Source organism: Micromonospora sp. WMMD736, assembly GCF_049179015.1.
Taxonomy (GTDB): Bacteria; Actinomycetota; Actinomycetes; order Mycobacteriales; family Micromonosporaceae; genus Micromonospora.
This window is the reverse complement of sequence record NZ_JBMHMI010000001.1, coordinates 2,872,926-2,895,475: the sequence shown is the minus strand read 5'-3', so window position 1 is coordinate 2,895,475 and position 22,550 is coordinate 2,872,926. Positions and strand designations below refer to the sequence as shown.

28 protein-coding genes, 1 tRNA gene and 1 pseudogene are annotated in these 22,550 nt (G+C 69.1%); 19 read left to right on the top strand and 11 right to left on the bottom strand.

What is annotated here, in order from left to right; genetic code table 11:
• Positions 1-55: 55 nt before the first annotated feature.
• The 8 genes from ACN269_RS12465 (at position 56) to ACN269_RS12430 (ending at position 6,749) form a co-directional block, all read left to right on the top strand.
• On the top strand, positions 56-1,003 hold the full coding sequence (locus ACN269_RS12465; RefSeq protein ID WP_421472601.1) for a hypothetical protein: 948 nt from the start codon (positions 56-58) through the stop codon (positions 1,001-1,003).
• Entirely contained in the window at positions 1,000-2,685 is a 1,686-nt protein-coding gene (locus ACN269_RS12460; protein WP_421472600.1) for an insulinase family protein, read from the top strand. The genes ACN269_RS12465 and ACN269_RS12460 overlap by 4 nt, the downstream gene beginning before the upstream one ends.
• 65 nt (positions 2,686-2,750) lie before the next feature.
• Positions 2,751-2,827 (top strand) — tRNA-Ile (locus tag ACN269_RS12455).
• A gap of 824 nt (positions 2,828-3,651) precedes the next feature.
• Positions 3,652-4,434, top strand: coding sequence for a hypothetical protein (locus tag ACN269_RS12450; protein ID WP_421472599.1), 783 nt, complete (start codon positions 3,652-3,654; stop codon positions 4,432-4,434).
• Positions 4,435-4,461: 27 nt separating this feature from the next.
• Positions 4,462-4,785, top strand: a complete 324-nt coding sequence (locus ACN269_RS12445) for a hypothetical protein (RefSeq protein ID WP_421472598.1) — start codon at positions 4,462-4,464, stop codon at positions 4,783-4,785.
• Positions 4,786-4,816: 31 nt separating this feature from the next.
• The gene (locus tag ACN269_RS12440; RefSeq protein ID WP_421472597.1) at positions 4,817-5,614 is read left to right on the top strand and encodes a hypothetical protein; all 798 of its coding nucleotides are present in this window, start codon (positions 4,817-4,819) and stop codon (positions 5,612-5,614) included.
• A complete protein-coding gene (locus ACN269_RS12435; protein WP_421472596.1) occupies positions 5,611-6,036 on the top strand; it encodes a hypothetical protein in 426 nt (141 codons plus the stop codon). Before ACN269_RS12440 ends, ACN269_RS12435 begins: the two co-directional genes overlap by 4 nt.
• 227 nt (positions 6,037-6,263) lie before the next feature.
• A complete protein-coding gene (locus ACN269_RS12430; protein WP_421472595.1) occupies positions 6,264-6,749 on the top strand; it encodes a hypothetical protein in 486 nt (161 codons plus the stop codon).
• Here ACN269_RS12430 and ACN269_RS12425 read toward each other — a convergent pair.
• The 3 genes and pseudogenes from ACN269_RS12425 to ACN269_RS12415 form a co-directional block, all read right to left on the bottom strand.
• Complete coding sequence (locus ACN269_RS12425) at positions 6,734-7,123, bottom strand: hypothetical protein (RefSeq protein WP_421472594.1); 390 nt, start codon at positions 7,121-7,123, stop codon at positions 6,734-6,736. The genes ACN269_RS12430 and ACN269_RS12425 overlap by 16 nt on opposite strands.
• 65 nt (positions 7,124-7,188) lie before the next feature.
• Positions 7,189-7,443, bottom strand: coding sequence for a hypothetical protein (locus ACN269_RS12420; protein ID WP_421476697.1), 255 nt, complete (start codon positions 7,441-7,443; stop codon positions 7,189-7,191).
• A gap of 226 nt (positions 7,444-7,669) precedes the next feature.
• Positions 7,670-7,963, bottom strand: a pseudogene (locus ACN269_RS12415) (cell division protein FtsK); the annotation flags it as partial.
• 168 nt (positions 7,964-8,131) lie between these two features.
• Between ACN269_RS12415 and ACN269_RS12410 the strand changes: the two are divergent.
• The 4 genes from ACN269_RS12410 to ACN269_RS12395 all read left to right on the top strand — a co-directional run bounded on the left by ACN269_RS12410 (position 8,132) and on the right by ACN269_RS12395 (position 10,246).
• Positions 8,132-8,698, top strand: coding sequence for a DMT family transporter (locus ACN269_RS12410; protein WP_421472593.1), 567 nt, complete (start codon positions 8,132-8,134; stop codon positions 8,696-8,698).
• 154 nt (positions 8,699-8,852) lie between these two features.
• Positions 8,853-9,107 carry a FitA-like ribbon-helix-helix domain-containing protein gene (locus ACN269_RS12405; protein ID WP_421472592.1) on the top strand — a complete coding sequence of 85 codons (255 nt, stop codon included), beginning with the start codon at positions 8,853-8,855 and terminating at the stop codon, positions 9,105-9,107.
• Positions 9,089-9,505 (top strand): type II toxin-antitoxin system VapC family toxin, encoded by a 417-nt coding sequence (locus tag ACN269_RS12400; RefSeq protein WP_421472591.1) that lies wholly within the window; start codon positions 9,089-9,091, stop codon positions 9,503-9,505. Before ACN269_RS12405 ends, ACN269_RS12400 begins: the two co-directional genes overlap by 19 nt.
• 372 nt (positions 9,506-9,877) lie before the next feature.
• A complete protein-coding gene (locus ACN269_RS12395) occupies positions 9,878-10,246 on the top strand; it encodes a hypothetical protein (RefSeq protein WP_421472590.1) in 369 nt (122 codons plus the stop codon).
• A 172-nt stretch (positions 10,247-10,418) separates the two neighbouring features.
• Here the strand turns inward: ACN269_RS12395 and ACN269_RS12390 are convergent, their stop codons facing one another.
• From ACN269_RS12390 to ACN269_RS12370, 5 genes are all read right to left on the bottom strand, one after another.
• On the bottom strand, positions 10,419-11,147 hold the full coding sequence (locus tag ACN269_RS12390; protein WP_421472589.1) for a hypothetical protein: 729 nt from the start codon (positions 11,145-11,147) through the stop codon (positions 10,419-10,421).
• Positions 11,148-11,441: 294 nt separating this feature from the next.
• Positions 11,442-11,840: a hypothetical protein gene (locus tag ACN269_RS12385; protein WP_421472588.1), complete on the bottom strand. Its 399-nt coding sequence runs from the start codon at positions 11,838-11,840 to the stop codon at positions 11,442-11,444.
• 132 nt (positions 11,841-11,972) lie between these two features.
• Positions 11,973-12,431 carry a hypothetical protein gene (locus ACN269_RS12380; RefSeq protein ID WP_421472587.1) on the bottom strand — a complete coding sequence of 153 codons (459 nt, stop codon included), beginning with the start codon at positions 12,429-12,431 and terminating at the stop codon, positions 11,973-11,975.
• A gap of 18 nt (positions 12,432-12,449) precedes the next feature.
• Positions 12,450-13,607 carry a helix-turn-helix domain-containing protein gene (locus tag ACN269_RS12375; protein WP_421476305.1) on the bottom strand — a complete coding sequence of 386 codons (1,158 nt, stop codon included), beginning with the start codon at positions 13,605-13,607 and terminating at the stop codon, positions 12,450-12,452.
• 47 nt (positions 13,608-13,654) lie between these two features.
• Positions 13,655-13,804, bottom strand: coding sequence for a hypothetical protein (locus ACN269_RS12370; RefSeq protein ID WP_421472586.1), 150 nt, complete (start codon positions 13,802-13,804; stop codon positions 13,655-13,657).
• Between the two features lie 181 nt (positions 13,805-13,985).
• On the opposite strand from ACN269_RS12370, the gene ACN269_RS12365 reads away from it, so the two are divergent.
• Together ACN269_RS12365 and ACN269_RS12360 are read left to right on the top strand one after the other, a co-directional pair.
• A complete protein-coding gene (locus ACN269_RS12365; RefSeq protein WP_421472585.1) occupies positions 13,986-14,834 on the top strand; it encodes a helix-turn-helix domain-containing protein in 849 nt (282 codons plus the stop codon).
• Positions 14,824-15,003 carry a DUF397 domain-containing protein gene (locus ACN269_RS12360; RefSeq protein ID WP_421472584.1) on the top strand — a complete coding sequence of 60 codons (180 nt, stop codon included), beginning with the start codon at positions 14,824-14,826 and terminating at the stop codon, positions 15,001-15,003. Before ACN269_RS12365 ends, ACN269_RS12360 begins: the two co-directional genes overlap by 11 nt.
• A gap of 31 nt (positions 15,004-15,034) precedes the next feature.
• Here ACN269_RS12360 and ACN269_RS12355 read toward each other — a convergent pair whose 3' ends face one another.
• Together ACN269_RS12355 and ACN269_RS12350 are read right to left on the bottom strand one after the other, a co-directional pair.
• Positions 15,035-15,376 carry a hypothetical protein gene (locus ACN269_RS12355; protein WP_421472583.1) on the bottom strand — a complete coding sequence of 114 codons (342 nt, stop codon included), beginning with the start codon at positions 15,374-15,376 and terminating at the stop codon, positions 15,035-15,037.
• 41 nt (positions 15,377-15,417) lie between these two features.
• The gene (locus ACN269_RS12350) at positions 15,418-16,158 is read right to left on the bottom strand and encodes a hypothetical protein (RefSeq protein ID WP_421472582.1); all 741 of its coding nucleotides are present in this window, start codon (positions 16,156-16,158) and stop codon (positions 15,418-15,420) included.
• 100 nt (positions 16,159-16,258) lie between these two features.
• On the opposite strand from ACN269_RS12350, the gene ACN269_RS12345 reads away from it, so the two are divergent.
• Positions 16,259-16,768, top strand: a complete 510-nt coding sequence (locus tag ACN269_RS12345; protein ID WP_421472581.1) for a MarR family winged helix-turn-helix transcriptional regulator — start codon at positions 16,259-16,261, stop codon at positions 16,766-16,768.
• A gap of 191 nt (positions 16,769-16,959) precedes the next feature.
• Here ACN269_RS12345 and ACN269_RS12340 read toward each other — a convergent pair whose 3' ends face one another.
• Complete coding sequence (locus ACN269_RS12340) at positions 16,960-17,760, bottom strand: helix-turn-helix domain-containing protein (RefSeq protein ID WP_421472580.1); 801 nt, start codon at positions 17,758-17,760, stop codon at positions 16,960-16,962.
• 113 nt (positions 17,761-17,873) lie between these two features.
• On the opposite strand from ACN269_RS12340, the gene ACN269_RS12335 reads away from it, so the two are divergent.
• From ACN269_RS12335 to ACN269_RS12320, 4 genes are all read left to right on the top strand, one after another.
• Positions 17,874-18,266 carry a hypothetical protein gene (locus ACN269_RS12335; protein WP_421472579.1) on the top strand — a complete coding sequence of 131 codons (393 nt, stop codon included), beginning with the start codon at positions 17,874-17,876 and terminating at the stop codon, positions 18,264-18,266.
• Positions 18,263-18,796 (top strand): DUF6036 family nucleotidyltransferase, encoded by a 534-nt coding sequence (locus ACN269_RS12330; RefSeq protein WP_421472578.1) that lies wholly within the window; start codon positions 18,263-18,265, stop codon positions 18,794-18,796. The genes ACN269_RS12335 and ACN269_RS12330 overlap by 4 nt, the downstream gene beginning before the upstream one ends.
• A 450-nt stretch (positions 18,797-19,246) precedes the next feature.
• Positions 19,247-19,621 carry a YciI family protein gene (locus ACN269_RS12325; RefSeq protein WP_421472577.1) on the top strand — a complete coding sequence of 125 codons (375 nt, stop codon included), beginning with the start codon at positions 19,247-19,249 and terminating at the stop codon, positions 19,619-19,621.
• A gap of 63 nt (positions 19,622-19,684) precedes the next feature.
• The gene (locus ACN269_RS12320) at positions 19,685-22,471 is read left to right on the top strand and encodes a BTAD domain-containing putative transcriptional regulator (protein ID WP_421472576.1); all 2,787 of its coding nucleotides are present in this window, start codon (positions 19,685-19,687) and stop codon (positions 22,469-22,471) included.
• The last annotated feature ends 79 nt before the right edge of the window (positions 22,472-22,550 follow it).

The window sequence follows — 22,550 nt, the reverse complement described above, 5'->3', positions numbered from 1 at the left end:
TGAAGCCGAAAACGGGGGCACCGCAGCCGTAGTTGATCACCTATGATCCCCCGCCATGCCCGCCACCCTCCCGGCGCCAACCTTCGACGTCGCCGACGCGTACCCCGAGGTCAGCGACCTCCACAAGGCGCTCGACGCCGCCGACTGGCCCGCGGTGCGGGCGGTGTTCGCGGACCGCGCGCCGGACGGCCGCACGCTGCTCGTCGCCGCGGCCGGCGACAAGCTCGGGACCGAGCCGTTCCTACGCCGGGTGTACGACGCGGACCCCGCCGACCCGCTCGCCGGGACGCTGCTCGGCAACCACCTCATCCGCGCCGGCTGGCGGATCCGCAGCGCCTACCGGGCCCGGTACGTCAATCGGGAGCAGTTCGACCAGTTCCACGACCACCTGCGGCGTGCCGAGCGGGTCCTCATCGACGTCACCGCCCGGCACCCCGACGACGCGGCCGCCTCGACCCAACGGATCACCATCGCCCGTGGTCTGGAACTGGGCCAGAACGAGGCGCGTCGCCGCTACGACCGGCTCGCCCAGCACCACCCCCACCACGCGCCCGCCCAGGCGACCCTGCTCCAGCAGCTCTGCCCGAAGTGGAGCGGCGACTGGGACCGTGCCTTCGCGTTCGCCCGCGAGTGCGCGCAGGCCGCGCCCGCCGGAGCGCCCAACGCCGTGGTGCTCGCCGAGGCGCACCTGGAACGCTGGCTCGACTTCGACACCGAACGGGAACGTACCGCGTATGTGCGCAGCGCCACCGTCGTGGACGAGATCATGCAGGCCGGGCAGCGGTCCGTGCTGCACCCGGACTTCGTCGACCGGCCCGGCTGGGTCTGGGTCCGCTCGTCGTTCGCGCTGATGTTCAGCCTGACCGAGCAGTGGTCGGCGGCGGCCAGCCAGTTCTCCGCTCTCGGCAACCTCGGCTCGGAATTCCCCTGGACGTATGCCGATGACGCCGAGGGCTACACGAAGTACCGCGCGAAGGCGTACGCGAAGGGTGGTCGGTCGTGATCCAGCACCTGGACGTGGACGGGGTGCCCACGCTGCTCGCCCCCACCGGTGGGCCGATGCGCGCCGGGCTGACCTTCCGGGTCGGCACGGCCGACGAGACCCTCGCCCGGGCCGGCACCACCCACCTCGTCGAGCACCTGGCGCTCGCGCCGCTCGGCCTGGCCGACTACCACGTCAACGGCGTGACCGCCCCGGCGTTCACCATGTTCCACACGCAGGGCTCCGAGTCCGACATCGCGGCGTTCCTGACCGCCGTCTGCGGGCACCTGTCCGACCTGCCGGTCGCGCGACTCGACGTCGAGAAGGACATCCTGCGTACCGAGTGGAGCAGCCGGGGCGCCGCCGCCATCGACGACATCCCGCTGTGGCGGCACGGGGCCCGGGACTTCGGGCTCAGCAGCTACCCGGAGTGGGGCCTGGGCGCGCTCACCGGCGACGACCTGCGCGAGTGGACGGCCCGCTGGTTCACCCGGGAGAACGCGGTGCTGTGGATCTGCGGCGACCGGGTGCCCGCGGGACTCCGGCTGCCGCTGCCGACCGGGGTACGCCAGCCCGTTCCGGCGGTCTCGTCGGCGCTGCCGCAGACCCCCGCGTACTTCGTGCACGGCGCGCGTGCCGTGGTGCTCGACGCCGTGGTGCGGCGCAGCGCCGCCGCAGCCGTCTTCGCCGGTGTGCTGGAGCGGGAGCTGTACCGGTCGCTGCGCCAGGAATCCGGCCTCTCCTACACCGCCACCACCGGGTACGACCCGCGCGGCGACGGCAACGCCACGCTGCGGGCGCTCGCCGACGCGCTGGCGGAGAAGCAGGACGCCGTCCTCGGCGGCTTCGTCGACGTGCTCGCCAAGCTGCGGGTCGGCCGGATCGAGCAGGCCGACCTGGACGCCACCGTGGCCAAGCGCGAGGACCTGCTCGGCACCGCCGAGGTCGATGCCGCGCGACTTCCCGGGTACGCCCTGAACGTGCTCACCGGGGAACCCAACCTCACCATCGACGAGCACCGGGCCGAGTTGAAGGCCGTGAACCTCGCCGACCTGCACGAGGTCGCGGGCGAGGTGATGGGCTCCGCGCTGCTCATGGTGCCGCGGGGGCTCACCGCCGACTGGGCCGGCTTCGTCGCCGCGCCCACCCACTCCACGGAGACCGTGGAGGGCACCGGCTACTCGGCGAGGGAGGGCCACGCCGCCCTGCGGATCGGCGTCGACGGGGTTACCCTGCTCCAGAGCGACAAGCCGCTGACCGTCCGCTACGCCGACTGTGCCGCCATGCTCACCTGGCCCGACGGAGCCCGGCAACTGATCGGCGCGGACGCCATCGTGCTGCACATCGAGCCGACGATGTTCCACCTGCACCCGGCGGCGCTCCCGGTCATCGACGCCCAGGTGCCGGCCGACCGGCACATCAGCATGCCGGCCCGTACGCCCGACGAGATCCCGCAGCCCTCGACCCAGGAGAAGCCGGCCCGCGCGCCCGGCGACCGCCCCTGGTGGGAGGTCGCGATGATCGTGGTCAGCGGCGTCGCGGTGCTCGTGGTGGGTGCGGTGAGCCTGCTGGTGACGTACGTCATGGCCGCCGCCGGCACCGAGCCGGGCGAAGAATGGCTCTGGGGCGTCGTCGTGGCAGGCTGGCTGCTCACTGTTATCCTCGCGTTGCCCATCGTGCTGCTGTGGCGACGGCGGCGGTGATGGGACGGGGGCCGCATCGGCGCTGGCCCGTGATCCACCGGGCGGGTTAAGATCCGCGCGGTTCCGGGGCGGTAGCTCAGCCGGTTAGAGCAGGGGACTCATAATCCCTCGGTCGCGGGTTCGAGTCCCGCCCGCCCCACCACCAAGAAGCGGCTTTGACCTGCTTCTTCTTGCTCTTCTTGCGATCTTTCTCGTTCGTCGACTTCGATGAAGACGGCAGCTGTGAGCCCGAGGTGAGCCCGGCGGGGCGCTCGTTGCCCCGGCGGGGCACCAGACGGGCGGCAGCTTCGGCGGCGTCGCGTGCCCGCCGCGAGCGCGATCGTGGCAGCTCCGTGGCGACGGTCGTGAAGGCGGATCGGTGGCAGGGCGGCCTTGCGTACCAGCCGATCGAAATGGTCGGACAGTCAGTCGGGCTCGATCCACCCGCCGGTCGGACGGCAGAAGAGGCGTCCGCTGCCCAGCATCAACGAGCGTTACCCACAGTGGACGGCACGTCCGTCCGAGGGCTGAGTTCGACGATGGCTGTGCCGGCCTTTGGGCTGACCGCGTTGACGATGAGCCTGGGAATGCGAGGGATCTACTCAGGGCTGACGGACGACCATGCTCAATTGTCGCGGCGTGCCCTTCGTTGACTGTGCCCGTGGCTCTTTGCTGTGCCCAGAACTGCTTCGACAACGGGGGATGGTCAACAATGACCCACGGGTACCTACCGCTGGATCATGCGGCTCCAAGGTCCTGCGACACCCAACCCGCTAAAGTTCGAAAGGCCCGAAACGTCGTAACCCCTTTACCGAAGCTGTCATGACAAATTCGGCCGCCAGGCATGTTCCCCGACCAGCCGCTGAATCGCCATCGCGGGCAGAAGATCCACAAGAGTATATTCATGACGGTGACGTCGAGATGGGATAGACCTGATGGATTGCGTCCACTAGGCTCCCGCCGAGACATGACTTTGGGGGTGCGGCGGTGCGGGACGAGCACGGGGGTGCGTCCGATATCGGCTGGTTACAGGCCGAGGCCAATGATCTTGCAAGGCGGATGGGTCAGGCCCAGGATCCGGCGGCGAGCTACAAGGGAGTCGACTCGCGCGGCGTGGTCACCGTGGCGGTAGATGGCAATGGCCTGGTTCGGGATGTCATCGTTGCGCAGGGCTGGAAGCGCGTCGGCGGAGCGGCCCAGTTGGCGGTCGCAGTGCAGGAAGCGCGCGAATCAGCCGCGCTGGAGCGGCTGCGGCGGCTCGACGAGAGCCTCGAGGAACAGTTGGACGCCGAGGAAGTCCCGCCCGCTGAATCGGCCGATTCGCCGATCGGGGTCGGTGCCGGCGGCGGGTCGATCGACGAGTTGGTTGAATCGTTGTCCACGCAGGCAAGTAGCGCTTCCACGGTGGCGGCACTGCGGGAACTGGTGACCATGTTGGAGGGCGTCGACGCCGACTTGGATGAGCTGGCTCGGCAAGTCTCCGGTCAGCAGAGTCAGCCATACGAGGGGCGCAGCACCGGTGGCCACGTCACCGTCCGTGTTGCCGGTGACGGGGCCGTCCTCGGCGTCGATTACGAATCGCGGTGGCTACGCGGGGCACATGAGTTCAACATCGCTCGGGAGACGCGTGACGCGTTCGAAGCGGCCTATCGAATCGCGGGCACGCAGACGGTGCAGGGACTGTTGCCGGACAGCCGGATAGCTGCGCTGGGACGCCTCGCCGGTGACCCGGTGGAGTTAGCCCGCCGTCTGGGCCTGCACGGCCGATAGACGACGTACGTATTGACGGGGGGTGACGTGGCAACACCGAGCAAGGAAGAGCTTGAAGTCGCGATCGAGGCGTTGCGGCAGGGCGGCATCACGTGGCAGCAGAACGCCGAGGTCATGCAAGCCGCCTCGTCGGCGGTGACGGCGCAGAGCCTGGGCTCCTTCGAGTTGTCGGCGCACGCCTCGATCACCGGGCTGGTGGAGACGTACGGGTTGTTGCAGGAAAAGGTGGCGACCCTGTTGCGGCAGGGAGCCGACAATTTCGAGGCGATCGGTGCCGCGCTGAAGACTGCGGCCGACGGCTACGAGCAGGACGAGATTGACGAGTTGCACCGCCAGCGCGGCATCTACTGACAATCCCCGATGAGCAGAAGGGCGGTGCGCGATGGTGCCGGGTCCCGGTGATCAGGAGTTCCGCGAGCTGATCGCAAAGGCCGAGGGCCTACTGAGAAGGGTTCACGACAAGGCGACCGAGATTGTCAACAACGTCAACCGGATCCTCGGTATGGTGCCTGGCTTCGTGGGCAATGGCATCCGCAGCGGAACTGAGCGTCTGCTCGGGCTGCTGAACAACATTCATCGCGAACTGGACAAGTACCTCGGCAAGCCCGGGTGGCCACCGGCGCTGCTGAGTGCTGGCAATGAATGGGCAGACCGGGTCGGGGCCCCGGTGAGCGCCACGGCAGGGGCAGCCGACCCAGACCTGTCCCCCATCCTGGACGAGTGGAAGGGCGCAGCCGCCGACGCTTACAAGCGGATCCTGGGTCCGCAACAGAAGGCCATTCTGGCTATCAAGAAAGAGTTCAGCGATGTCATCCACAGCGCGCTGACGGCGACGGCTGCCGCCATCGTCCTCTGGTGGGGGTCGATCGTCGTTGCACTCGTAGCCCTGGTTGGCGGCCTGATCGCAGCTGTGGGGTCTACCGCAACCGTGTTCGGCGCGCCCGCCGGACCAGTAATCGGAGTCGCCGCTTGCCTGGCCTTCCTGGCGGCCCTGGCTACCGGTCATGCCACTTTACTGGGAGTCACCGCCGTTCAAGACGGCAACCTGCGCGACAAGCTCGCAGAGTGGGGTGCCTTCGGGGGAGAGAGTTGGCCGATCTCCACCGCCAGCAAGCTGCAAGACGGCACGCTCCGCGACCCCGGGGTTCCAGACGACACCGACTGGCGTCTGCGGCCATGACAGGAACAAACGGGCCGACCGGCGTACCGCGGGGGACGAGAGCGCTGGCCGTACTCGCCGGGCTGGGCGCCGTCGCGTACCTCCTGTTGCTGGTGTTTGTGGCCTACCTGGCCACGATCCAGGCGGCCAGCGTGCTGGTTCCTCTGGCCGTCGGGAGCGGTTTCGGGCTCGTGGGTTCGCTCGCTGTATTTGCGGCAAATGCGCGGATGGCGGCCGGGCGGGGTGGCGGGCCAGCGCGCGGTCTGTTGTGGGGCGCTGTCGCCCTGACTGCGGTGGGCGCGGCTGCCCTGGTCGTGGTGGGGATCTTCTATCTGATCAGCTCTGACTCGACGGTCGGCCTCATCACTCTCGCCTCGGTCATCCTGCTGCTCGGGCCGCCGATCCTGGTGGCTCTGTCCCTGCCTGTGGCCCGCCGCCGTTGACTGGTACGGAAGGTGGAGCGGTCTTCGCAGTACTCGGCTGCGTCCTCGCCCTCGCGCTCGTGGGGTTGCTCGTCGGGTTGATCGCGTACTCCCGCAGACGTGAACGAGACCGGCGCGATGTGTTCCAACAGTGGGCCAGGCAGCATGGGTGGACCTTCGTTCCGTCACCGAACGTCGACTGGGGCAGCCGCCTACCAGGCCGTAATCGACGTGGTGTCTCCCTGGCCGTGTTCGGCGCGATCGGCGGCTACCGGGTCAGCGTCGCCGAATACTCCTACACCGAGACCCACACCTCCACCAGCGGTGACGGATTGGGCGGCACGACCACAACCACGTCCAGCCACAGCCATCCCTACGTCGTGATCGTGGTCCACCTCGACGAGCCTCATCCCACGATCTCTGTACAGCCACGCACCGCCGTCTCCCGAATGGGTCAAGTCCTGTTCGGCGACGCCGGGACCGTGACCGGCGACCAGAACTTTGACAAGCACTACCGGGTGGCTGGCGAACCGGTAGCCGTCCGGCAACTCATCGGGCCTGCCTTACGAGCCGAGCACGTTGCCGGCTCCGTGCCACTCTGGGCTCTGCACCAGACAGAGTTGATGACCTACCGGCCTGGCCGAATCGAAAGTCCGAGCCAGATCCCCGATCTGGCCGCACCCTTGATCCGTGTAGCTGTCCTGCTGACGGCGAAAGATCAGCGAAAGTTGTGAAGCGGTTCTTCCCAGCAGCAACGATGCAGGACCCAACATGCTCCGTCGAAGGCCGCCGCAAATTTCGTATCTCGATCGCGGAGCAGGAACCGGTGTCGGGGTGCCGGCACAAACACGAAGCCAGATAACGGTGCGTGACGGATCTCTGAGTACCGAGAGCCGCTCGCTTCCGGATCTAGCCGATGAGCGCCTACTCGATCCTGCCGGTCGCTCCGTGTCGCGACGATCGCGCCGACCGTCATGGAGCGGACCCGTCGCTTGCCGTCTCCGTCGTCCTGGTCGTCGCTGGCGTGCGGTGGGGCGGGCCGGCCGCGCATCCCTTCGGTGGTGATCTGGCCTTCCAGCTCCTCGATCGCGTTATCGAGGTCGGCCACCTGGTCCCACTAGGAGGCGCGGGCGGCTTCGTCGCGGGCGAACTCCAGATGCGCGCGAGCCACGATCAGCCCCCGTTGCGCGTCGGTCGCGGGCTGGAGGCCGAGGTCGGGTTCGTCGGAACGGTGCCAGCCCTCGCGATCTGCTGTTGCCGTAGCCGGCGGGCACGCTTCGCGCAGGCCGGGCACTTGCCGGCCGGGGAGTTGTCGAGGGTCCAGTCTTTGACGTGGGTGAAGGAGGCGGCCCCGGCGAAGCCGGCGACGATGAGCAGTATGGCGACCAGAGCGGCGGATTCGAGGCGGTCGTTGCGGCTTCGAGTCATCGGGCCTGCTCCTGTCCGAGAAACCTGCCACGATGAGCGGCGTGGGGGAATGGGATGACGTTGACGCACTGATCGTTGACGGCCGAGAGGTGAAGGCCGTGATCAAGATTCGTCAGAGTCGCGGGTGCACCTTGCCGGAGGCTTACCGGCTGTTCGAGGAGCGCTGTAAGGCGGTAAGGGCCAGGACGACCGGGCGTGAGCTTGGGGCAACCAGCAGCGAAGACGATCACGCGGCACCACCCTCGCTGACCTGACCGTCGATCACGCGCAGCCGGCCATAGGTGTGGGCCATGTCGCGGATCTCGTCGTCGGTCAGGTAGGGGAACCGCACCCGCATCGGCGTCGGGTCACCGTCGATGACCACGAAGCCCACGCCGGGCAGGGACTGCGGGATGCGGTCGCAGAGCGCGCCCCGGTCCCGCATCCCTTCCCCGAGCACGAGGTCGACCTGAGCGGCTTCCGCCAGCCGGAGGCCAATGGGGGTGGGGAACAGGTCCCGGAACGGCAGCACCTCCTTGCGCTCGGACCAGGACCACGGCCAGGCGGCCGAAGGCCTTCGCGGTCCACCAGGACAGGGCCAGCCACATCGGGATACGCACGAACGGGGTGCGGACGTTGATCGGTGCGTTCGAGGTGACGCGGTTCGTCATGCGGGCCGACGTGAACGGCTTGGACTACGAGATGCCCGTTGAAGACTGACCACCAGGGCGTCACCCGGGCGGGTATCGCCCGGTTGGCTGCTCTGGCGTTGCTGTGGGGGTCCAGCTTCCTATGGATCAAGCTGGCACTGCGGGGGTTCAACCCGGTCCAGATCGTGTTCGCTCGGCTCCTGCTCGGCTTCGTGGTCCTGGCGCCCATCGCCCTGTCGCGAGGGCTGGGGTTCCCCAGAGAGCGACGCGTCTGGGGGCACCTGTTCGTGGCGGCCCTGGTCTCCAACGCCGTGCCGTACGTGCTGTTTGGCATCGGGGAAGAGACGGTCGGATCGAACGTGGCAGGCGTGCTGAACGCGACCACGCCGCTGTGGACCCTGCTCCTAGCCTTCCTCGTCGGCGTCGACCGGGCCGTCACCGTGAAGAAGGCCCCCGGGTTCGCCCTCGGGTTCCTCGGCATCGTGGTCATCTTTTCCCCGTGGGTATCCGCGAGTGAGATCGCCAGTTGGGGCGGCCTTGCCTGCCTCGGCTTGCCCGACACCAGCACCGTCCAGCGACCCCGCTGGCGTTCGCCGTCCATCTTGACGATGGCGACCAGGCCGTGATCCCCAAGCTGGACCCGCGGGTTCGAGTCCCGCCCGCCCCACGCACTTTTCTGACCTGTGGCTCTTGGCGGTACCACAGTCGCCATGCGGACCAGTCGAGCCAAGGTCCGAGTCTTTCCCGGCGAGCGAGAGAGGCTGCATGCATAATGAATGCATGGTTGCTCTCCAGATTCGGGACGTGCCAGAAGAAGTACGAGACGCCCTGGCAGCCCAGGCCAGGGCGCGTGGGCAGTCACTCCAGGCATACCTGCTGGAACTGGTGGAAACGCAGGCTCGACGGCTGCGCAACACGGCGGCCCTTGATCGCTTCGCCGGCCGATCCGACGGTGCTCGCTCTCTGCCGGGGGAGAGCGCCGCAGAGTTGGACGACCAGCGGGAGCAGCGCGGACCGTGGGGAAGCGCCGCGTGATCGTCGTGGATGCGTCGGTTCTGGCCGACGCTCTGGTCGATGACGGGCCGGTCGGGGACGCGGCACGGGCGGAACTGACCGGAGATCCGCACTGGGCCGCGCCGAGTCACCTTCTGCTCGAGGTCATGTCCGTGATCAGGGGCAAGGTACTCGGTGGGAAGCTCGGCCTTGCCCGTGCTCAGGAGGCGATCGACACCCTGCCTTCGTTGGTCATCGACGAGGTTGGCGTTGCGCTGCTGCTCGACCGGATGTGGCAGATGCGGGGCAACGTCACAGCGTACGACGCGGCCTACGTTGCGGCGGCGGAACTGTTGGCCTGCCCACTCGTGACCGGTGATGGTCGGCTCGCCAAGGCGAGCGGCGTCCGCTGCGAGTTCCGACTGCTCGCGGTGTCCTGACGGTGGCCGCCCGAGGATCATCGGCCTGACGCCCTTGGGCCGGCCAACCTGAGTGGAAGCGGGTCACCGGCGATCGTCGCGGGGTGGTTCGCATGGTGGTACCTCCGGCCCACCACGTATTCCTTCGGTCAGTCATGCTTCCGACGAACCAGGCGAACCGCACTGAGGTCCGATGCCATCAATCGAGGCAGTGGACGTGGACGGCGATGTGCTGGCGTCGCGGATCGGTTGGCGGGCGACTGTCGCACCTCAGACGACGGAAGACAGTCCAGGTTCTGTGAAAGCTCGGGCCGGGCGCTGCGTGGGGCGTTACTGCTGGATGTGGCCCTGCGGGGAGGAGCCCCGTAGGGGCCGTGCCGCAGAATCGTGCCCATGAGCGCTTCTGACCTTGTAGCGGTCGATCTCACCGCAGACGAGCGGTTCCTGTTGAGCCGAGGGTTGGGTGAGTGGGGCGGACCCGCCAGTCCAACGGATGACCTCGCACGGGCAATGGGTTTCGTCAGCAAGGAGGACCTGTGGCGAGGCGAGGGACGCAGGCTGCGAGAGGCGCTGGACCACGGGGAGCCGTTGACGAGGTCGCAGTGGCGAAAGGCGGTGCTGGCCACTGAGATCGTCTTCGCGAGCGACGTGGTGGGTTCCGGCTGGGATTGGTCGATCACCACTGGCCTTTCCGACGAGGAGACGATCAAGCTGTTGCGGGTGGTGCAGCGGAAGGTGGCCCGCGCGCTGCGGATGCCCTAGCCACCAGTAGCCGCTTCGCGGGGTTGGCTGGCTTTCAGGTTGCGGACCGGCGGGTCGTGTGGAGGACGTCAACCCGGCCGCCGACGCCAGCAGCGTCGGGACCGGGATCGGAGCCGTGGGGAGACGAGGGTCTGGCCGAGGTCGCCGCCTGTTCGCTCGATCGCGTCCGTGGTCAGGAGGTCGTCGGGGCGTGGCCCCGCGGGGCTGCTTCCCACAGCACGCCGGGCGGGAGGATGCCGAACCAGGCTCCGGTGGCGGCCATCCCGGCAACGAGGTACGCCGCCCACCACACGAACAGCGCCCACATACCCTGGGCGACGGCCTCGGCCAGGCCGGGCATGAGGAGCACGAGGAAAAGGTAGGCCAGACGGCCGTACGAGAGGCTCCTGTTCTTCGGCAACTCGTGGGCCTGGCGGAACGGAATGAGTCCGACCCCGTAGGGACGACGGCGCAGCGTGGAGCTCGCCGGCCAGAGCCGCCCGTACCCGGCCACGTCGACCACGCTGACGCCGAACCCGTGCCGGATCGTAGCCTCACGCGGCCTGGTCAGCTCGCGAAACCACGGTTCCCAGACGACACGTTGGTGCAGGACACCGCCGCCCGGGCCCTTCATCGTCAGCCACACGGAGTATCCCTTGGGGCTGGCGTTGATTCCGCCGGCGGCGCTGACGGCGTGCGCCACAGCGGTGATCCGTCCCGGGCTTCCCGACTGCGCCAGATGCGCGGTCACCCTGGCGCGCCTCGCGGGAGCACGAGCAGCACCCCACCACTGCACCAGGCGGACGAGCCAGGGCAGCACCAGAAGGGCTCCCGGAGCCAGCGCCACGCGGATGATGACCCCTCCGTGCCCGACCCGCGGGTCGGCACCCAGCCGGTACCCCAGCGCCATGAGGGCGGCCACGGCCACGACGCTGCCGATCACGACCATCGGCGCGCGAGCACGCCGATTCGCCAAGCTAGCTGCACTTCCGCTGCTGGCCATCGCGTCGTCCCACCTGTTCGCTTCCGGACGTAGCGCCGACGCTAGCAACGCCCAGCAAGGCTCACATCGTGCGTCCGTTCCAGATTCCCACCGGCGTTGCACGGTGGGGCAGTGCAGTCGCCTACGGGCCCTGAGCCGATCGCTTCGAGCCGATGATGAGCGGGTGATTCGCACCTGGTCCGCACAGTCCCAGGCTGGACAGGAGCCAGCAGCTCACGCGCGAACGCGACCGAACGCGACAGTGGCGAGGAAGAAGGCCCCAGCTCCGAGCGCGGCCAGAGCGCGCCAGGTGTCGATGTGGGTGACCGTGGTGAGGACAGCCGTCAGGAACGTTGCCGATGCGCTTATCTGCCACCATTGGCGAACACGGAGCAGCTTTGCGCCGAGTAGCGCCACCAGGAGTGCTGCGGGAAACGCGAAGACCAGGCCAACCATGCTCTGCGCCGCCCCGCACGCAACGCCGTCGACGCCTGAGTTGAGGCATTCGGAAGTGGGAGGCATGACCTCCCAGGCGACGGTGACAGCTGCCACGCCGACCGCGCCCGACCCCAACGCCGTCCAGGGCCACCGGTCCCGCACGAACATCAAGGTTTCATGCCCCAACTTCACCACGGAGCCACCATAGTGCTGCCGGTCAGCCGTGTGCCGTGGCGGAGCCATGCACAGTCGGAACGGTCGATCGGACAGACCCACCGCCCGGTGCCGCTGGTGCTCGCGGAAGTCGATGCGCGTGGTCCCGGTTGGCTACTCCGGGGGAGGGGGATCCACGTACTCGCCGAACGGCTCGATCGAGCCGTCCCAGCCGAGCCAACCCTGTTGGGTCATCCGTCCGTCGGCGTAGATGTAGGACCAGCGGGCCCCATCCTCGCCTTCGAAGTTGACGATGCCGGAGCGAACGAACGGCGCGATCGCGACATAGAAGGCGATGGCCTGCTTCGACCACTTGGGGTCGCCCTCGTCGTCGTGGTCGAACTCGATCCAGTCCCCGTCGCGGGTGATCGAGGCTCTGGCCTCGCACGCTATGTCGACGAGCCGATCATTCACCTCAGCCATATCGGGCTGATACCAACGGCTTTGTTCGGCCATGGCGGCCTTGGCGGCGGCGGTCGCGGCGGCATCGTCCGACTCGGGTAGGTGCAGACGGCCCGAAGGCCGCACCGAATATCCCACGGCGGGCAGTCTGCGGTCGTCGATGTTCCGCACGTCGACTCGAACAGCGACCTAGCTCCGGGCCAGTCCGACGGCGGCGGCCAGGCGGGCCACGCCGGCTGTTGTCGGGCCGGCTCGTAGCGCGGCGGTCAGCGCCTCCCGGGCGACGGGGCGGGTCCGCGTCTCCGCGGGTGCGATGCGATCGGCGTTGACCAGGGCCTGGCCGGCTGCGCCCGCGTCGCCGATGTCGAGATGGGCGCGTGCGATGTCGATCAGGTGGGCGGCGCGATGTTCGGCGGGGAGCAGGTGCCAGCCGATGGCACCGATGGCCCGTCGGTGTCTGAGCACGGCCAGGTGGTGATCCCCGGACCACGTCGCGATCAGGGCGCGAGCGAGGTCGACCCCAGTGGCGCTGAAAGCGATGCCATCGTGGTCGTGGCAGTCGGCGTCGTCTGCGAGGCGGGTCGCGCGCTCGGTGAGTTCGCCTGCGGCGGTGACGTCCGAGCTGATGGCGGCGGCGAGCGCCGCTTCGATCAGCAGGGTCCCCGCTACGCCCGTCTGGCGGGGGTGCGGCGGCGCAAGGTCGATCTGGCGTACGGCGTCCATGGCGGCCGTCATCGCCAGCCGGCCCCGCCCCAGGGTCCGTAGTGCCTGCGCGAGGGAGATGGCCGCGAGACCGCCGCGCCACGGGTCGCCGTTGGCGGCGCTCATTGCCCGGTCGGCGGCCAGCCACGCCAGGTCGCCCTCGCCGAGCTTGACCAGCACGTGGGCGGCGAGCCGGTTCACTCGCACCGAGAGATCCGCTGCCTCCTGCGGGTGCGCGTGGCACATCCGGCGGCTGTCGGCGAGCAGCCCGGGCAACAGCCGTAACACCTGTGGGTGGTGACCGTGGCGGTACGCCGTCCACGCGTACCCCGCCTGGCTGTCCAGCTCGGCCAACGACGGCGTTGGTCGGTCGTCGCTGCCGGGACCGGGCAGGTCGTAGCGGGCGAGCGCCGCGCGGACCTGGTCCACGTCACCGCCGGTGTCGGCGACCGACTCGCGCGGCGCGTTGCCGGCGAGCAACACGTCGGGCGCGACGCCGAGGGCGCCGGCCACTGTCTCGATCACCGACAACCGATCGAGGGTACGGACGCCTCGCTCGACTTTGTCCACCCAGCTCTTCGACCTGCGGATCCGGTCGGCGAACACCTGTTGGCTCATGCCGCGTCGTGCTCGTAGCTCCGCCATCCGTCGCCCGATGGGCGGCTCGTTGCGGTGGCGGCTGCCGGACCCGCTCACCGCTCCCGCTCCGGCGATGACGACATGGCCTCCGTGGACTCGCCGCAGCGCGGACACCAGCGGGACTTGACCCGGAACGCGAGGAGCCCGACGAGGAAACCCGGCACCAAGCCGCCGAAGACGATCGGCACGACATCGGAAATCATGCGACGCGCTCGCTTTCTGTCCAGCTCGGACCGTCTGTCGGCTGCTTGTGGTGACGCTTCGTGGTCGGCTGCTATCAGAGTCGCGCATCATGTGATGCGAAGCAAGGGGATGGACATGATCGACACGCCGAGCACGTGAGCTAAGGCATGGATAAATGCGAGTAGGGCGCAGAATCACGACATGCCTCGATTCATCTCCGCGACGCCACGCTCCCGCCGCCTGGGCCGGGAGCTACGCAAGCTCCGGGAAGCGAAGGGACTCACCGGAGAGGCGACGGCCGACATCGTCGACTGCTCGCCGTCGCGGATCAGCCGCATCGAGTCGGGCGAGATCAGACCTCGTGCCGGTGACGTGATGGAGTTGCTCGTCGCGTACGGCGTCAGGATCGACGAGGAGCCGGGCACCTCGCTGCTCGACAAGGCGCGGGCGCTGCGCGAGGACGGTTGGTGGCAGCGCCTCGGCGGTAAGTACGCCACCTACATCGCGTACGAGATCGAGGCCGTGGAGCTGAAGAACTTCGAGCCGATGCTGGTGCCCGGTCTGTTGCAGACCGAGAGCTACGCCCGCGAGGTCAACGTGATCGGCCGGGAGACGGACCCGGACACCATCGACCAGCGCGTCGCCGCCCGGATGACCCGGCAGGAGGTGCTGCGCCGGCAGCCGAATCCGTTGCGGATGCACGCCATCCTCTCCGAGGCGTCGCTGCGCACCGAGGTCGGCGGCCCGGACGTGCTGCGTGAACAACTCGACCACTTGGTCACCCAGAGCCGGCTGCCGAACGTGACCATCCAGGTGCTGCGCTTTCAGGCCGGCGCGCACCTGGCCGACAGCAGCGGCTTCGTTCTGCTCAGCTTCGAGCAGGATGAGCCGCCGCTCGGCTACATCGAAACCCTGGCCGGTGAGCTGTTCCTCGAGTCGAGCCGCGACCTGGCGCGGCTGTCGGCGGCGTACGACAATCTGAAGATGCTGGCGATGTCACCCGCCGAGTCGGTCACGTTCATCAAGGAGCTGAGCAAGCATGGAACGTAACGCCTGGCGCACGTCGAGCCGTTCCGGTAGTAACGGCCAGTGCGTGGAGGTGCGGGACCGGGGCACCGGGGTCGATGTTCGCGACTCCAAGGCTCCGGATGCCGGGGTGCTGAGCTTCGCGCCGGCCGCCTGGGCGGCGTTCGTCAGCAGCGCCAAGCGGCCGCGCTGACCCGTTCCCGCGCACCCAGCCGGAACGGTCGTCAGAAGGACCAGTCGAACATGCGCACCGGCAGGAGTACGAGGACGACTGTCGCGGCGACGGCGAGCAGCACTCGCACCGTGCGGAGGCCTCGCCACCACGGGATGGTCCAGAGCAGCAACCACATGACGCCCGCGATCGCCAGGTGCAAGCCGATCACTCCGAGGCTGGTCTCCTCGCACATGTTGTCGGCGATCGCCTCTTCGCACAGCGCCGGGGTGCGGTGGTCGTTCTGCATGTTTCCCAATACGCCGACGATGCCAGCCAACACCGGCGCCGCCACGAGGGTGAACAGTGGCGTCACCACCCATCCGGCAAGGTCACGACGCCGGTCCAGTTTCACCGGTGGGACGATACCGCCGAATGTCGACGCCCACAGACCCGTCACCGCCGGGAGTGGGACGCCTTCGCACCCTGAGTCTCGCCGCGATCCCGCCAGAGTTTCGTCGCCGCAGTGGTGGCGACGAGGGTCGCGCCGACGGCGTTCGCCACCCGGGCGCTCCGCGTACGCCTGGTGTTGAACGCACTTGTCGTCAGCGCCCACAGGCCTGCGGCGGCGACTGCGACGTACCCGCGTCGGCTCGTGGCGAGCGTGCCCGCCAGCACGGCGGCGGCCCCCACCACCGCGGCGGCCGTCGTCCGTGGGTGCGGCGCCCGCTTGCGTACGGCGAAGACGTTGACGACCGAGGCCACGCTCGTCCAGCCGAGCAGCAGGCCGGTGCTGTGCGGCGCGATGCCCGCCGGGTCCGAGCCCTGGAGTTGACGGTGTGCCCCCGCCGCCAGAGCGGTCGCGATTGGCAGGATCGCGGCGGTGTATCGGAAGCGGTCAGACTGGGCGGCCAGCGACCAGGCGGCGTTCGCGGCGTGGGCGCCGGCAAGCCACCAGCCGTGCCGCCGGTTGGCGTCGTCGGTGGGGTGGGCGATGTGCTGGATGGTGCTCGCCGCGCTGGTGGCGAAGATCGGCGCCCAGATCGCGAAGGCGTAGTCGGGCGGCGTGATGTCGGTGTCGAACTCCTCCGCGCCCTCCTCGGTGCCGGCCAGTACCGGTCCGAGTGTGGGGACGAGAACCAGCGCGGCGGTCGATACGCCGAGCGCGACGCAGCGGAGTCGATCAGGCCTGTCCATGAGCACTCACCTCGCATCGAGTGTGGAGGGGCATGCCGAGACCAGCGAGCAGGCTTGGCAACTAAGTAGCTTGGTTTCCAAGCTAGACTATTATGCGGAGATGCGAAACCGGGACGACGACGCATCTCCGGACCTGTCGATGGCGCTGCACCACTTTGTCGTCGCGGCTGCGGAACTCGATGTCGCCCTGGGTCGGCGACTGCGCCTCAGCCCCGGCGACTATCTGGCCATGAAGCACCTGATGACCAGCGAGGCCGCCCTCGGTCCGGTCGAACTCGGCGCCCTGGTCGGCCTGACCTCCGGTTCCGCCACCGGCCTGGTCGACCGCTTGGAGCGCGGCGGCCATCTCCACCGCCACCGCGACCCGCACGACCGGCGTCGCCTCGTCCTCGAACCCACCGAGCAGGCACTCGACCGCACCGCGAACGAACTGCGTCCGCTCGACGACGCGATCCACGATCTGGCGGCCGACTACACCGTCGACGACCGCGCCACGATCGAACGGTTCCTGCACGACATCACCCGGCTGTACCGCGCGTTCAGTCGACAGGACCGCGACGGGCGGGCGTCCCGAGCCACCAGGGCGGAGGGGGCCGACGACGGCGACTGAACCTACGACGGCACGCGGACCATGTTCGCTGCCAGGTTGGCCTTATCCGCACCCCTCCGCGAACACCGTCCGCGCCGGACAGTGCACCTGTGCGTCCCAGGGGATCCCGATACCTGGATCGACGACGTGGTCAGTCGCCATCGGTGGAGGACTGTGGCTCGCCGACGCCTGCCGCACGTCGTAGCGGGATGCTACTCCGCAGGGGTCTCGTCGCCTTCGGTGACATAGAACTGCCTCTTGTTCCAATGATCGAAGTGGTAGCCGACGTCGGGGGTCAGGGCCAAGTCGCTGTTGAACAGAAGAAGCTCGACGTCCGTGTCTCCCAAGATTCCGGCCAGCCATTCGCGCCAATCGTCCTCCTCTTCGTCGAAGAGCGCCGGACTCATGTCGGCGAGAAGCTCGGCCTCCCCGAAGATCAGATAGAGCGCCAGTTCCTCCAACACGGTGTGCGCGACGAGGTCCCCATGAGCAAAGCGCCGACGAAGTCTGATCACTGCTGCCCTGAGGCCGTAGACGAACTCGTAGTCGTAACGAGTTAGGAACTGGGGTGGCAGGTCGCCGTAAAACCACGAGGCTGCGAGTTGACCTACATGCGTGCCTCGAGGGTGTTCCGCTAGAGCACTGAGGTCGTCCGCGAGGTGATCGTGGACGAGGTCGCTACCTACCGCGAACGTCGTTGCGCAGGCTCGGCCGTACAGGTCGTTGAGCGCCTCGGACCAGGCGTCATGGCTGTGGTCGATCTTGCGAAGCCAGTCGTCTTCGGCTCTGTCGGAGCCGTGCTCGTCTCCTGGCAGCTTGCTCCAGCCCAGGGCGCGGCAGACGCCGCGAACCTTGTCGCGGCGGATGGCAGCGCCCGACTCGTAACGACTCCAGGATTTCGCTCCAACTCCAGCCTTCGCGGCCGCCTCGTCGATGCTCAGGTTGAGCGCGACTCGCCGTTCACGGATGGCGCTTGCTAGCGCCGTACTTCCCGAGGTGGTGCGAGGAGGCATGGAGAGCTCCTTAGTGACCGGACACAACCAGGTAAGTATAGGACGCGTAGTGCGGCGGGTCGAGCAGCGGCTCCGAAGACCGATCGCCTGAAGGTGTACTACCGTCACGGGGTGTGGAGGAACACGCTGCGGCTTATGAGCCCCTGACGGTGGAGCGTCTGGCTTCCCTTCTTGTCAGCACCAGCGAGGCGCGGCGGTGGCGGCTGGTGGCAGAGTTCCTGGAGGAGTATCGATGGGAGCCGGCCGAGGTCCGGCCAGGTCTGCTGGACGTGGAACCGGCTCCGACCGGCGATGAGCGTTGGGACGTGTTCCTCGCGGCGTTGGCGGAGCACCTGGCCGCCAAGGATGGGCGCGGCGCGCCATCCTGGGTCACGACGCGGTCGCTGCGCCAGTTCTGGTTTCCCTTCAATACGCCAGCAGCTCGTGTCGACGCGGTGGTTCATGCGCCGGCAGCATTCAGGCGGCGCGGGGTGTATGTAGCGGCCCAGGAGTTGAACGTCGCGTGAGCCCCGATGACCCGCTGCTGGACCGCGCCTCGATCGAAGACGCTTTTCGCCGACTGGGTGACAGGCTGGCAAAGCGGGGCGTGGTTGCGGATATCTATATCTTTGGTGGGGCTGCGATGGCTCTGGCCTATGACGCGCGTCGGGCGACCCGAGATATAGGTGCCGTCTTTCAACCGCATGGTGTCGTGCTCGACGAAGCAAGGGCTGTCGCTGACGAGCTTGGTCTTCCGTATTGGTGGCTCAACGAGCAGGCGAGCGCCTACGTGGCGCCCGGCGGCGATGCGATGGCCCCTCGTGTGTTCGACCACCCGGGCCTACGGGTGGCGGCGGCGTCCCCGGAGCATCTGCTGGCCATGAAAGTGCTCGCTGCACGTCGACGGGACGCCGAGGACATCCGCTTCCTGGTCGGGCGACTCGGACTAACCAGTTCCGATCAGGTGGTCAGCCTCTGCGCAGAGATATTTCCAGACGAAGAGGTGCCGGCCCGGGCGAGACTCGTACTCGATGATGTTTTCATGGACGGCAACTAGGCAGCCATTTTCCGAACGATGCCGCCGGGCGATGCGGAAGGGTTTCCGGGGGCACCACGGGCGTCGATGATCGTCGTACGGTGTTCCGATGGTCTCGGAGGCGGTGCGGTACTACGACGACTTCCTCGCCGAGCGGGACTGGCTCGCCGAGGGGCTGAGCTGGGCCGTGGTGCAGCCGGCAAGTGCCGAGGCCACCGTTGACGGGGTCGTCGAGCGGTTGCGCTCGGCGACGGCTGGCCGACGGTACGCCAGGACCTCTACCGGCTGGTACGAAGAAGCGGCTGAGGGACGCCCAAGATCTGCACAACATCCCCGAAGTTGCTGCCACGAACACCACGCCACGAACACCACGCCACGAACACCACGCCACACTGTCGAATCGGGGTCGGGCCGTTCGTGGTACGGGTGGAGGCGGCCGACGAAGGCCGCCCGGAAGAGGGGAGTTCCGAGATGGCGCGATACCTGATCTCGTTCAACGACGGCGCGATGGACCACATCCCCGCCGAAGAGTTGCCCGAGGTGGGCAAGGCGGCGCACGCCGTGCTCCAGGAGGCCGTCGACGCGGGCGTCTGGGTGTTCGGCGGCGGCCTCGAACGGCAGCAGGCCAACATCGTGACCACGGACGGGTCGGTCACCGACGGCCCCTACCCGGAGACCAGGGAGGTCGTTGGCGGGTTCGTGGTCGTCGACGTGCCCACCCGCGAGGAGGCGCTCGGGTGGGCTGCCAAGTTCGCCGCCGCTTGCCGCTGCGCCCAGGAGGTTCGGGAGATCATGGCCGACCCCGAGATGGAGGAGATGCTCCGCCGCGCCGACCGTCGAGGGTGACCCCTCGTGTCCAGTGCGCGACGAACGGATCGAGGCTGCGGCCTGCGGAATTAGCCTGAGCCGGTGACGTCGATCGCGGACTTGGGCGTACGCGTCCGGCTGCTCGGGCCGGTGGAGGTCGTCGTCGCCGACGGGCCGCAGGCGGTGAACGGCGTACGCCGCAAAGCGGTCCTGGCGACGTTGGCGCTGCACGTGGGCCGGGTGGTGAGCGTCGATCGACTGGTCGACGTGGTCTGGGGTGAGCGTCCACCCGCGACGGCCGAGAACACGCTGCAACGTCACGTCTCCTATCTGCGCGGGGTGCTCGGCGAGCCCGGATCGATCGTGGCGCGTCGGCCCGGTTACCTGCTCGACACCGGGCCGGGGTCCACGGACGTCCAGGCCGCCGAGCACCTCCTCGACCTGGCCCGGCGGACGACGGATCGGGCCGAGCGGGTGGCCCGCCTCACCGCCGCGGTGGCGCTGTGGCGTGGCCCGCCGCTCGCCGACGTCACCGGCTCACCCTGGCTCGAGGAGCAGGCCGAGCACCTGGCCCGGCTGCGGCTGGAGGCCGAACGGGCGCTCGCCGAAGCGCGGCTGCGCGCCGGTGAGCACGCGCGACTCGTCCCCGGACTCGAACGGCTCGTCCGGCAGCATCCCTTCGACGAGCACCTGCACGCCCACCTGATGCTCGCCCTGTACCGGGACGGTCGGCAGGGCGAGGCGGTCGCCACGTACCGGCGGTTGCGGGACGGCCTTCGGGAGAACCTCGGCATCGACCCGAGCCCACGGCTCAAGGATCTCCAGGCGGCCATCCTGCGCCAGGACGCCTCGATCGCCGCGCCCACCCCGGCCACCCCGGCCGTACCCGCACGGGCGGTGGCGGCGCAGTTGCCTCCGCCCGTACCCACGTTCAGCGGACGTGCCGCGGAGCTGGCGGCCCTGGATGCGCTGGTCGACCGGGGCGGCGCGGTGGTGGTGTCCGGCACGGCGGGCGTCGGCAAGACCGCACTCGTCGTGCGCTGGGCGCACCGCGTGGCCGAGCGCTTCCCCGACGGGCAGCTCTACGTCAACCTGCGCGGCTTCGACCCGGCGACCCCGCCGACCGACCCGATGCGGGTGCTGCGCGGGTTCCTGGAGGCGCTCGGCGTTCCACCGGCACGGATGCCGAGCGATCCGGACTCGATGGTGAGCCGGTACCGGACGCTGGTGGCGGGCCGGCGTCTACTGGTGGTGCTCGACAACGCCCGCGACGCGGACCAGGTCCGGCCGCTGCTGCCCAGCTCGCCGGACTGCCTCGCGGTCGTCACGAGCCGCGACCAGCTCGTCCCACTCGTCGTCACCGAGAGCGCCCAGCCGGTGGTCCTCGACCTGCTGAGCCCCGACGAGGCCCGCGACATGCTCGTCCGTCGGCTCGGCGCGCGACCGGTCGCCGCCGAACCCGCGGCGGCGGACGACATCGCCGACCGCTGCGCGCGGCTGCCCCTCGCCCTCGCCATCGTCGCCGCCCGGGCGGCCACCAACCCACGCTTCTCGTTGGCCTCGGTGGCGAGCGAACTGGGCGGTCTGGACGCCTTCCACGGCGGGGACGCGACCACCGATGTCAGGGCCGTCTTCTCCTGGTCGTGCCGCACCCTCAGCCCGGCGGCGGTCCGGCTGTTCCGGCTGTTGAGCCTGCACCCGGGGCCGGATGTCGCCGCACCGGCCGTGGCCAGCCTCGTCGGCGGCGCCCCGCAGGCGGTCGGCCCCCTGCTCGCCGAGCTGACGCGGGCGAACCTCCTCGCCGAGCACGCGTACGGGCGGTACGCGTTCCACGACCTGCTGCGCGCGTACGCCGCTGGTCTGGCCGACGAGGCGGAGCCGGCGGCCGAGCGCCGTGCGGCGGTCCACCGGCTGCTCGACCACTGCCTGCACGCCGCGCACGTCGCCGACCTCGCGCTGCATCCGCACTTCAGCACGATCAGTCTGCCGGCCCCGCACCCGGGCGTGACGCCGGAGAGCCCTCGGAACCGGTCGGCCGCGTCGGCCTGGTTCGCCGCCGAGATCCCCGTCCTGCTGGCCGCCGTGCCGCTCGCGGCGCGGTCCGGGTTCGAGGGGCACGCCTGGCGGCTCGCCTGGACCATGGCCGGCTACCTGCACCGGCAGGGACACTGGCAGGACTGGCTCGGTACGCAACAGATCGCCCTCGCCGCCGCGTCCCGCATCGGGGACCGGACCGGGCAGGGGCACGCGCACCGTAGTCTCGGTCTCGTCTGCTCCCGGTTGCGCCGCTACGACGAGGCCGACGACCACCTGCGGCGCGCGCTCGACCTGTTCGGCGAGGTCGACGACGACGCCGGACGGGCACACACCTGCCTGAACCTCGGTCAGCTCGCCGAGCGGCGGGGCGACATCCGTGAGGCGTTGGAGCACTCCCGGCGGGCGCTGACCCTGTTCCGGCGGGCCGGGAACCGGGCCGGGCAGGGGTACACCCTCAACGCGGTCGGTTGGCAGGAAGGGCTGCTCGGTGAGCATCACCGCGCCCTCACCTCCTGCGGCGAGGCGCTGCGGATGTTGCAGGAGGTGGACGACGTCCAGGGTCAGGCCGACACCTGGGACAGCCTCGGCCACGCCCACCACCAGCTCGGGGACGACCGGCAGGCCGTCGCCTGCTACGCCCGGGCCCTGGAACTCTTCGGCCAGGTCCACGACCGGTACGCCGAAGCGAGCACGTACGTCAACCTCGGCGGTAGCCACCGGGCCCTCGGTGACCTGGGCGCCGCCCGTGCCGCCTGGCGTCGCGCGCTGCGCATCCTCGACGAACTCGGCGACGCCGGCGCCGACGCGGTCCGCGCCGACCTCGTACGGCTCGACGCGACCCGCTCGGGCTGACGTACCCGCTTTCCGCGCCGTTTCCGGGCCGTTTCAGGGCGGCTCGGCACTCTTCGGACACGAGTTTCCATCCAGGAAT

Coding starts and splice junctions, on each gene's coding strand:
- ACN269_RS12325 (WP_421472577.1), top strand. CDS start 19,247: ATGGCGCGATACCTGATCTCGTTCAACGACGGCGCGATGGACCACATC.
- ACN269_RS12360 (WP_421472584.1), top strand. CDS start 14,824: ATGGAACGTAACGCCTGGCGCACGTCGAGCCGTTCCGGTAGTAACGGC.
- ACN269_RS12340 (WP_421472580.1), bottom strand. CDS start 17,760: ATGCCTCCTCGCACCACCTCGGGAAGTACGGCGCTAGCAAGCGCCATC.
- ACN269_RS12465 (WP_421472601.1), top strand. CDS start 56: ATGCCCGCCACCCTCCCGGCGCCAACCTTCGACGTCGCCGACGCGTAC.
- ACN269_RS12350 (WP_421472582.1), bottom strand. CDS start 16,158: ATGGACAGGCCTGATCGACTCCGCTGCGTCGCGCTCGGCGTATCGACC.
- ACN269_RS12345 (WP_421472581.1), top strand. CDS start 16,259: ATGCGAAACCGGGACGACGACGCATCTCCGGACCTGTCGATGGCGCTG.
- ACN269_RS12375 (WP_421476305.1), bottom strand. CDS start 13,607: ATGGCGGAGCTACGAGCACGACGCGGCATGAGCCAACAGGTGTTCGCC.
- ACN269_RS12365 (WP_421472585.1), top strand. CDS start 13,986: ATGCCTCGATTCATCTCCGCGACGCCACGCTCCCGCCGCCTGGGCCGG.
- ACN269_RS12405 (WP_421472592.1), top strand. CDS start 8,853: ATGGTTGCTCTCCAGATTCGGGACGTGCCAGAAGAAGTACGAGACGCC.
- ACN269_RS12440 (WP_421472597.1), top strand. CDS start 4,817: ATGGTGCCGGGTCCCGGTGATCAGGAGTTCCGCGAGCTGATCGCAAAG.
- ACN269_RS12395 (WP_421472590.1), top strand. CDS start 9,878: ATGAGCGCTTCTGACCTTGTAGCGGTCGATCTCACCGCAGACGAGCGG.
- ACN269_RS12420 (WP_421476697.1), bottom strand. CDS start 7,443: ATGACTCGAAGCCGCAACGACCGCCTCGAATCCGCCGCTCTGGTCGCC.
- ACN269_RS12435 (WP_421472596.1), top strand. CDS start 5,611: ATGACAGGAACAAACGGGCCGACCGGCGTACCGCGGGGGACGAGAGCG.
- ACN269_RS12370 (WP_421472586.1), bottom strand. CDS start 13,804: ATGATTTCCGATGTCGTGCCGATCGTCTTCGGCGGCTTGGTGCCGGGT.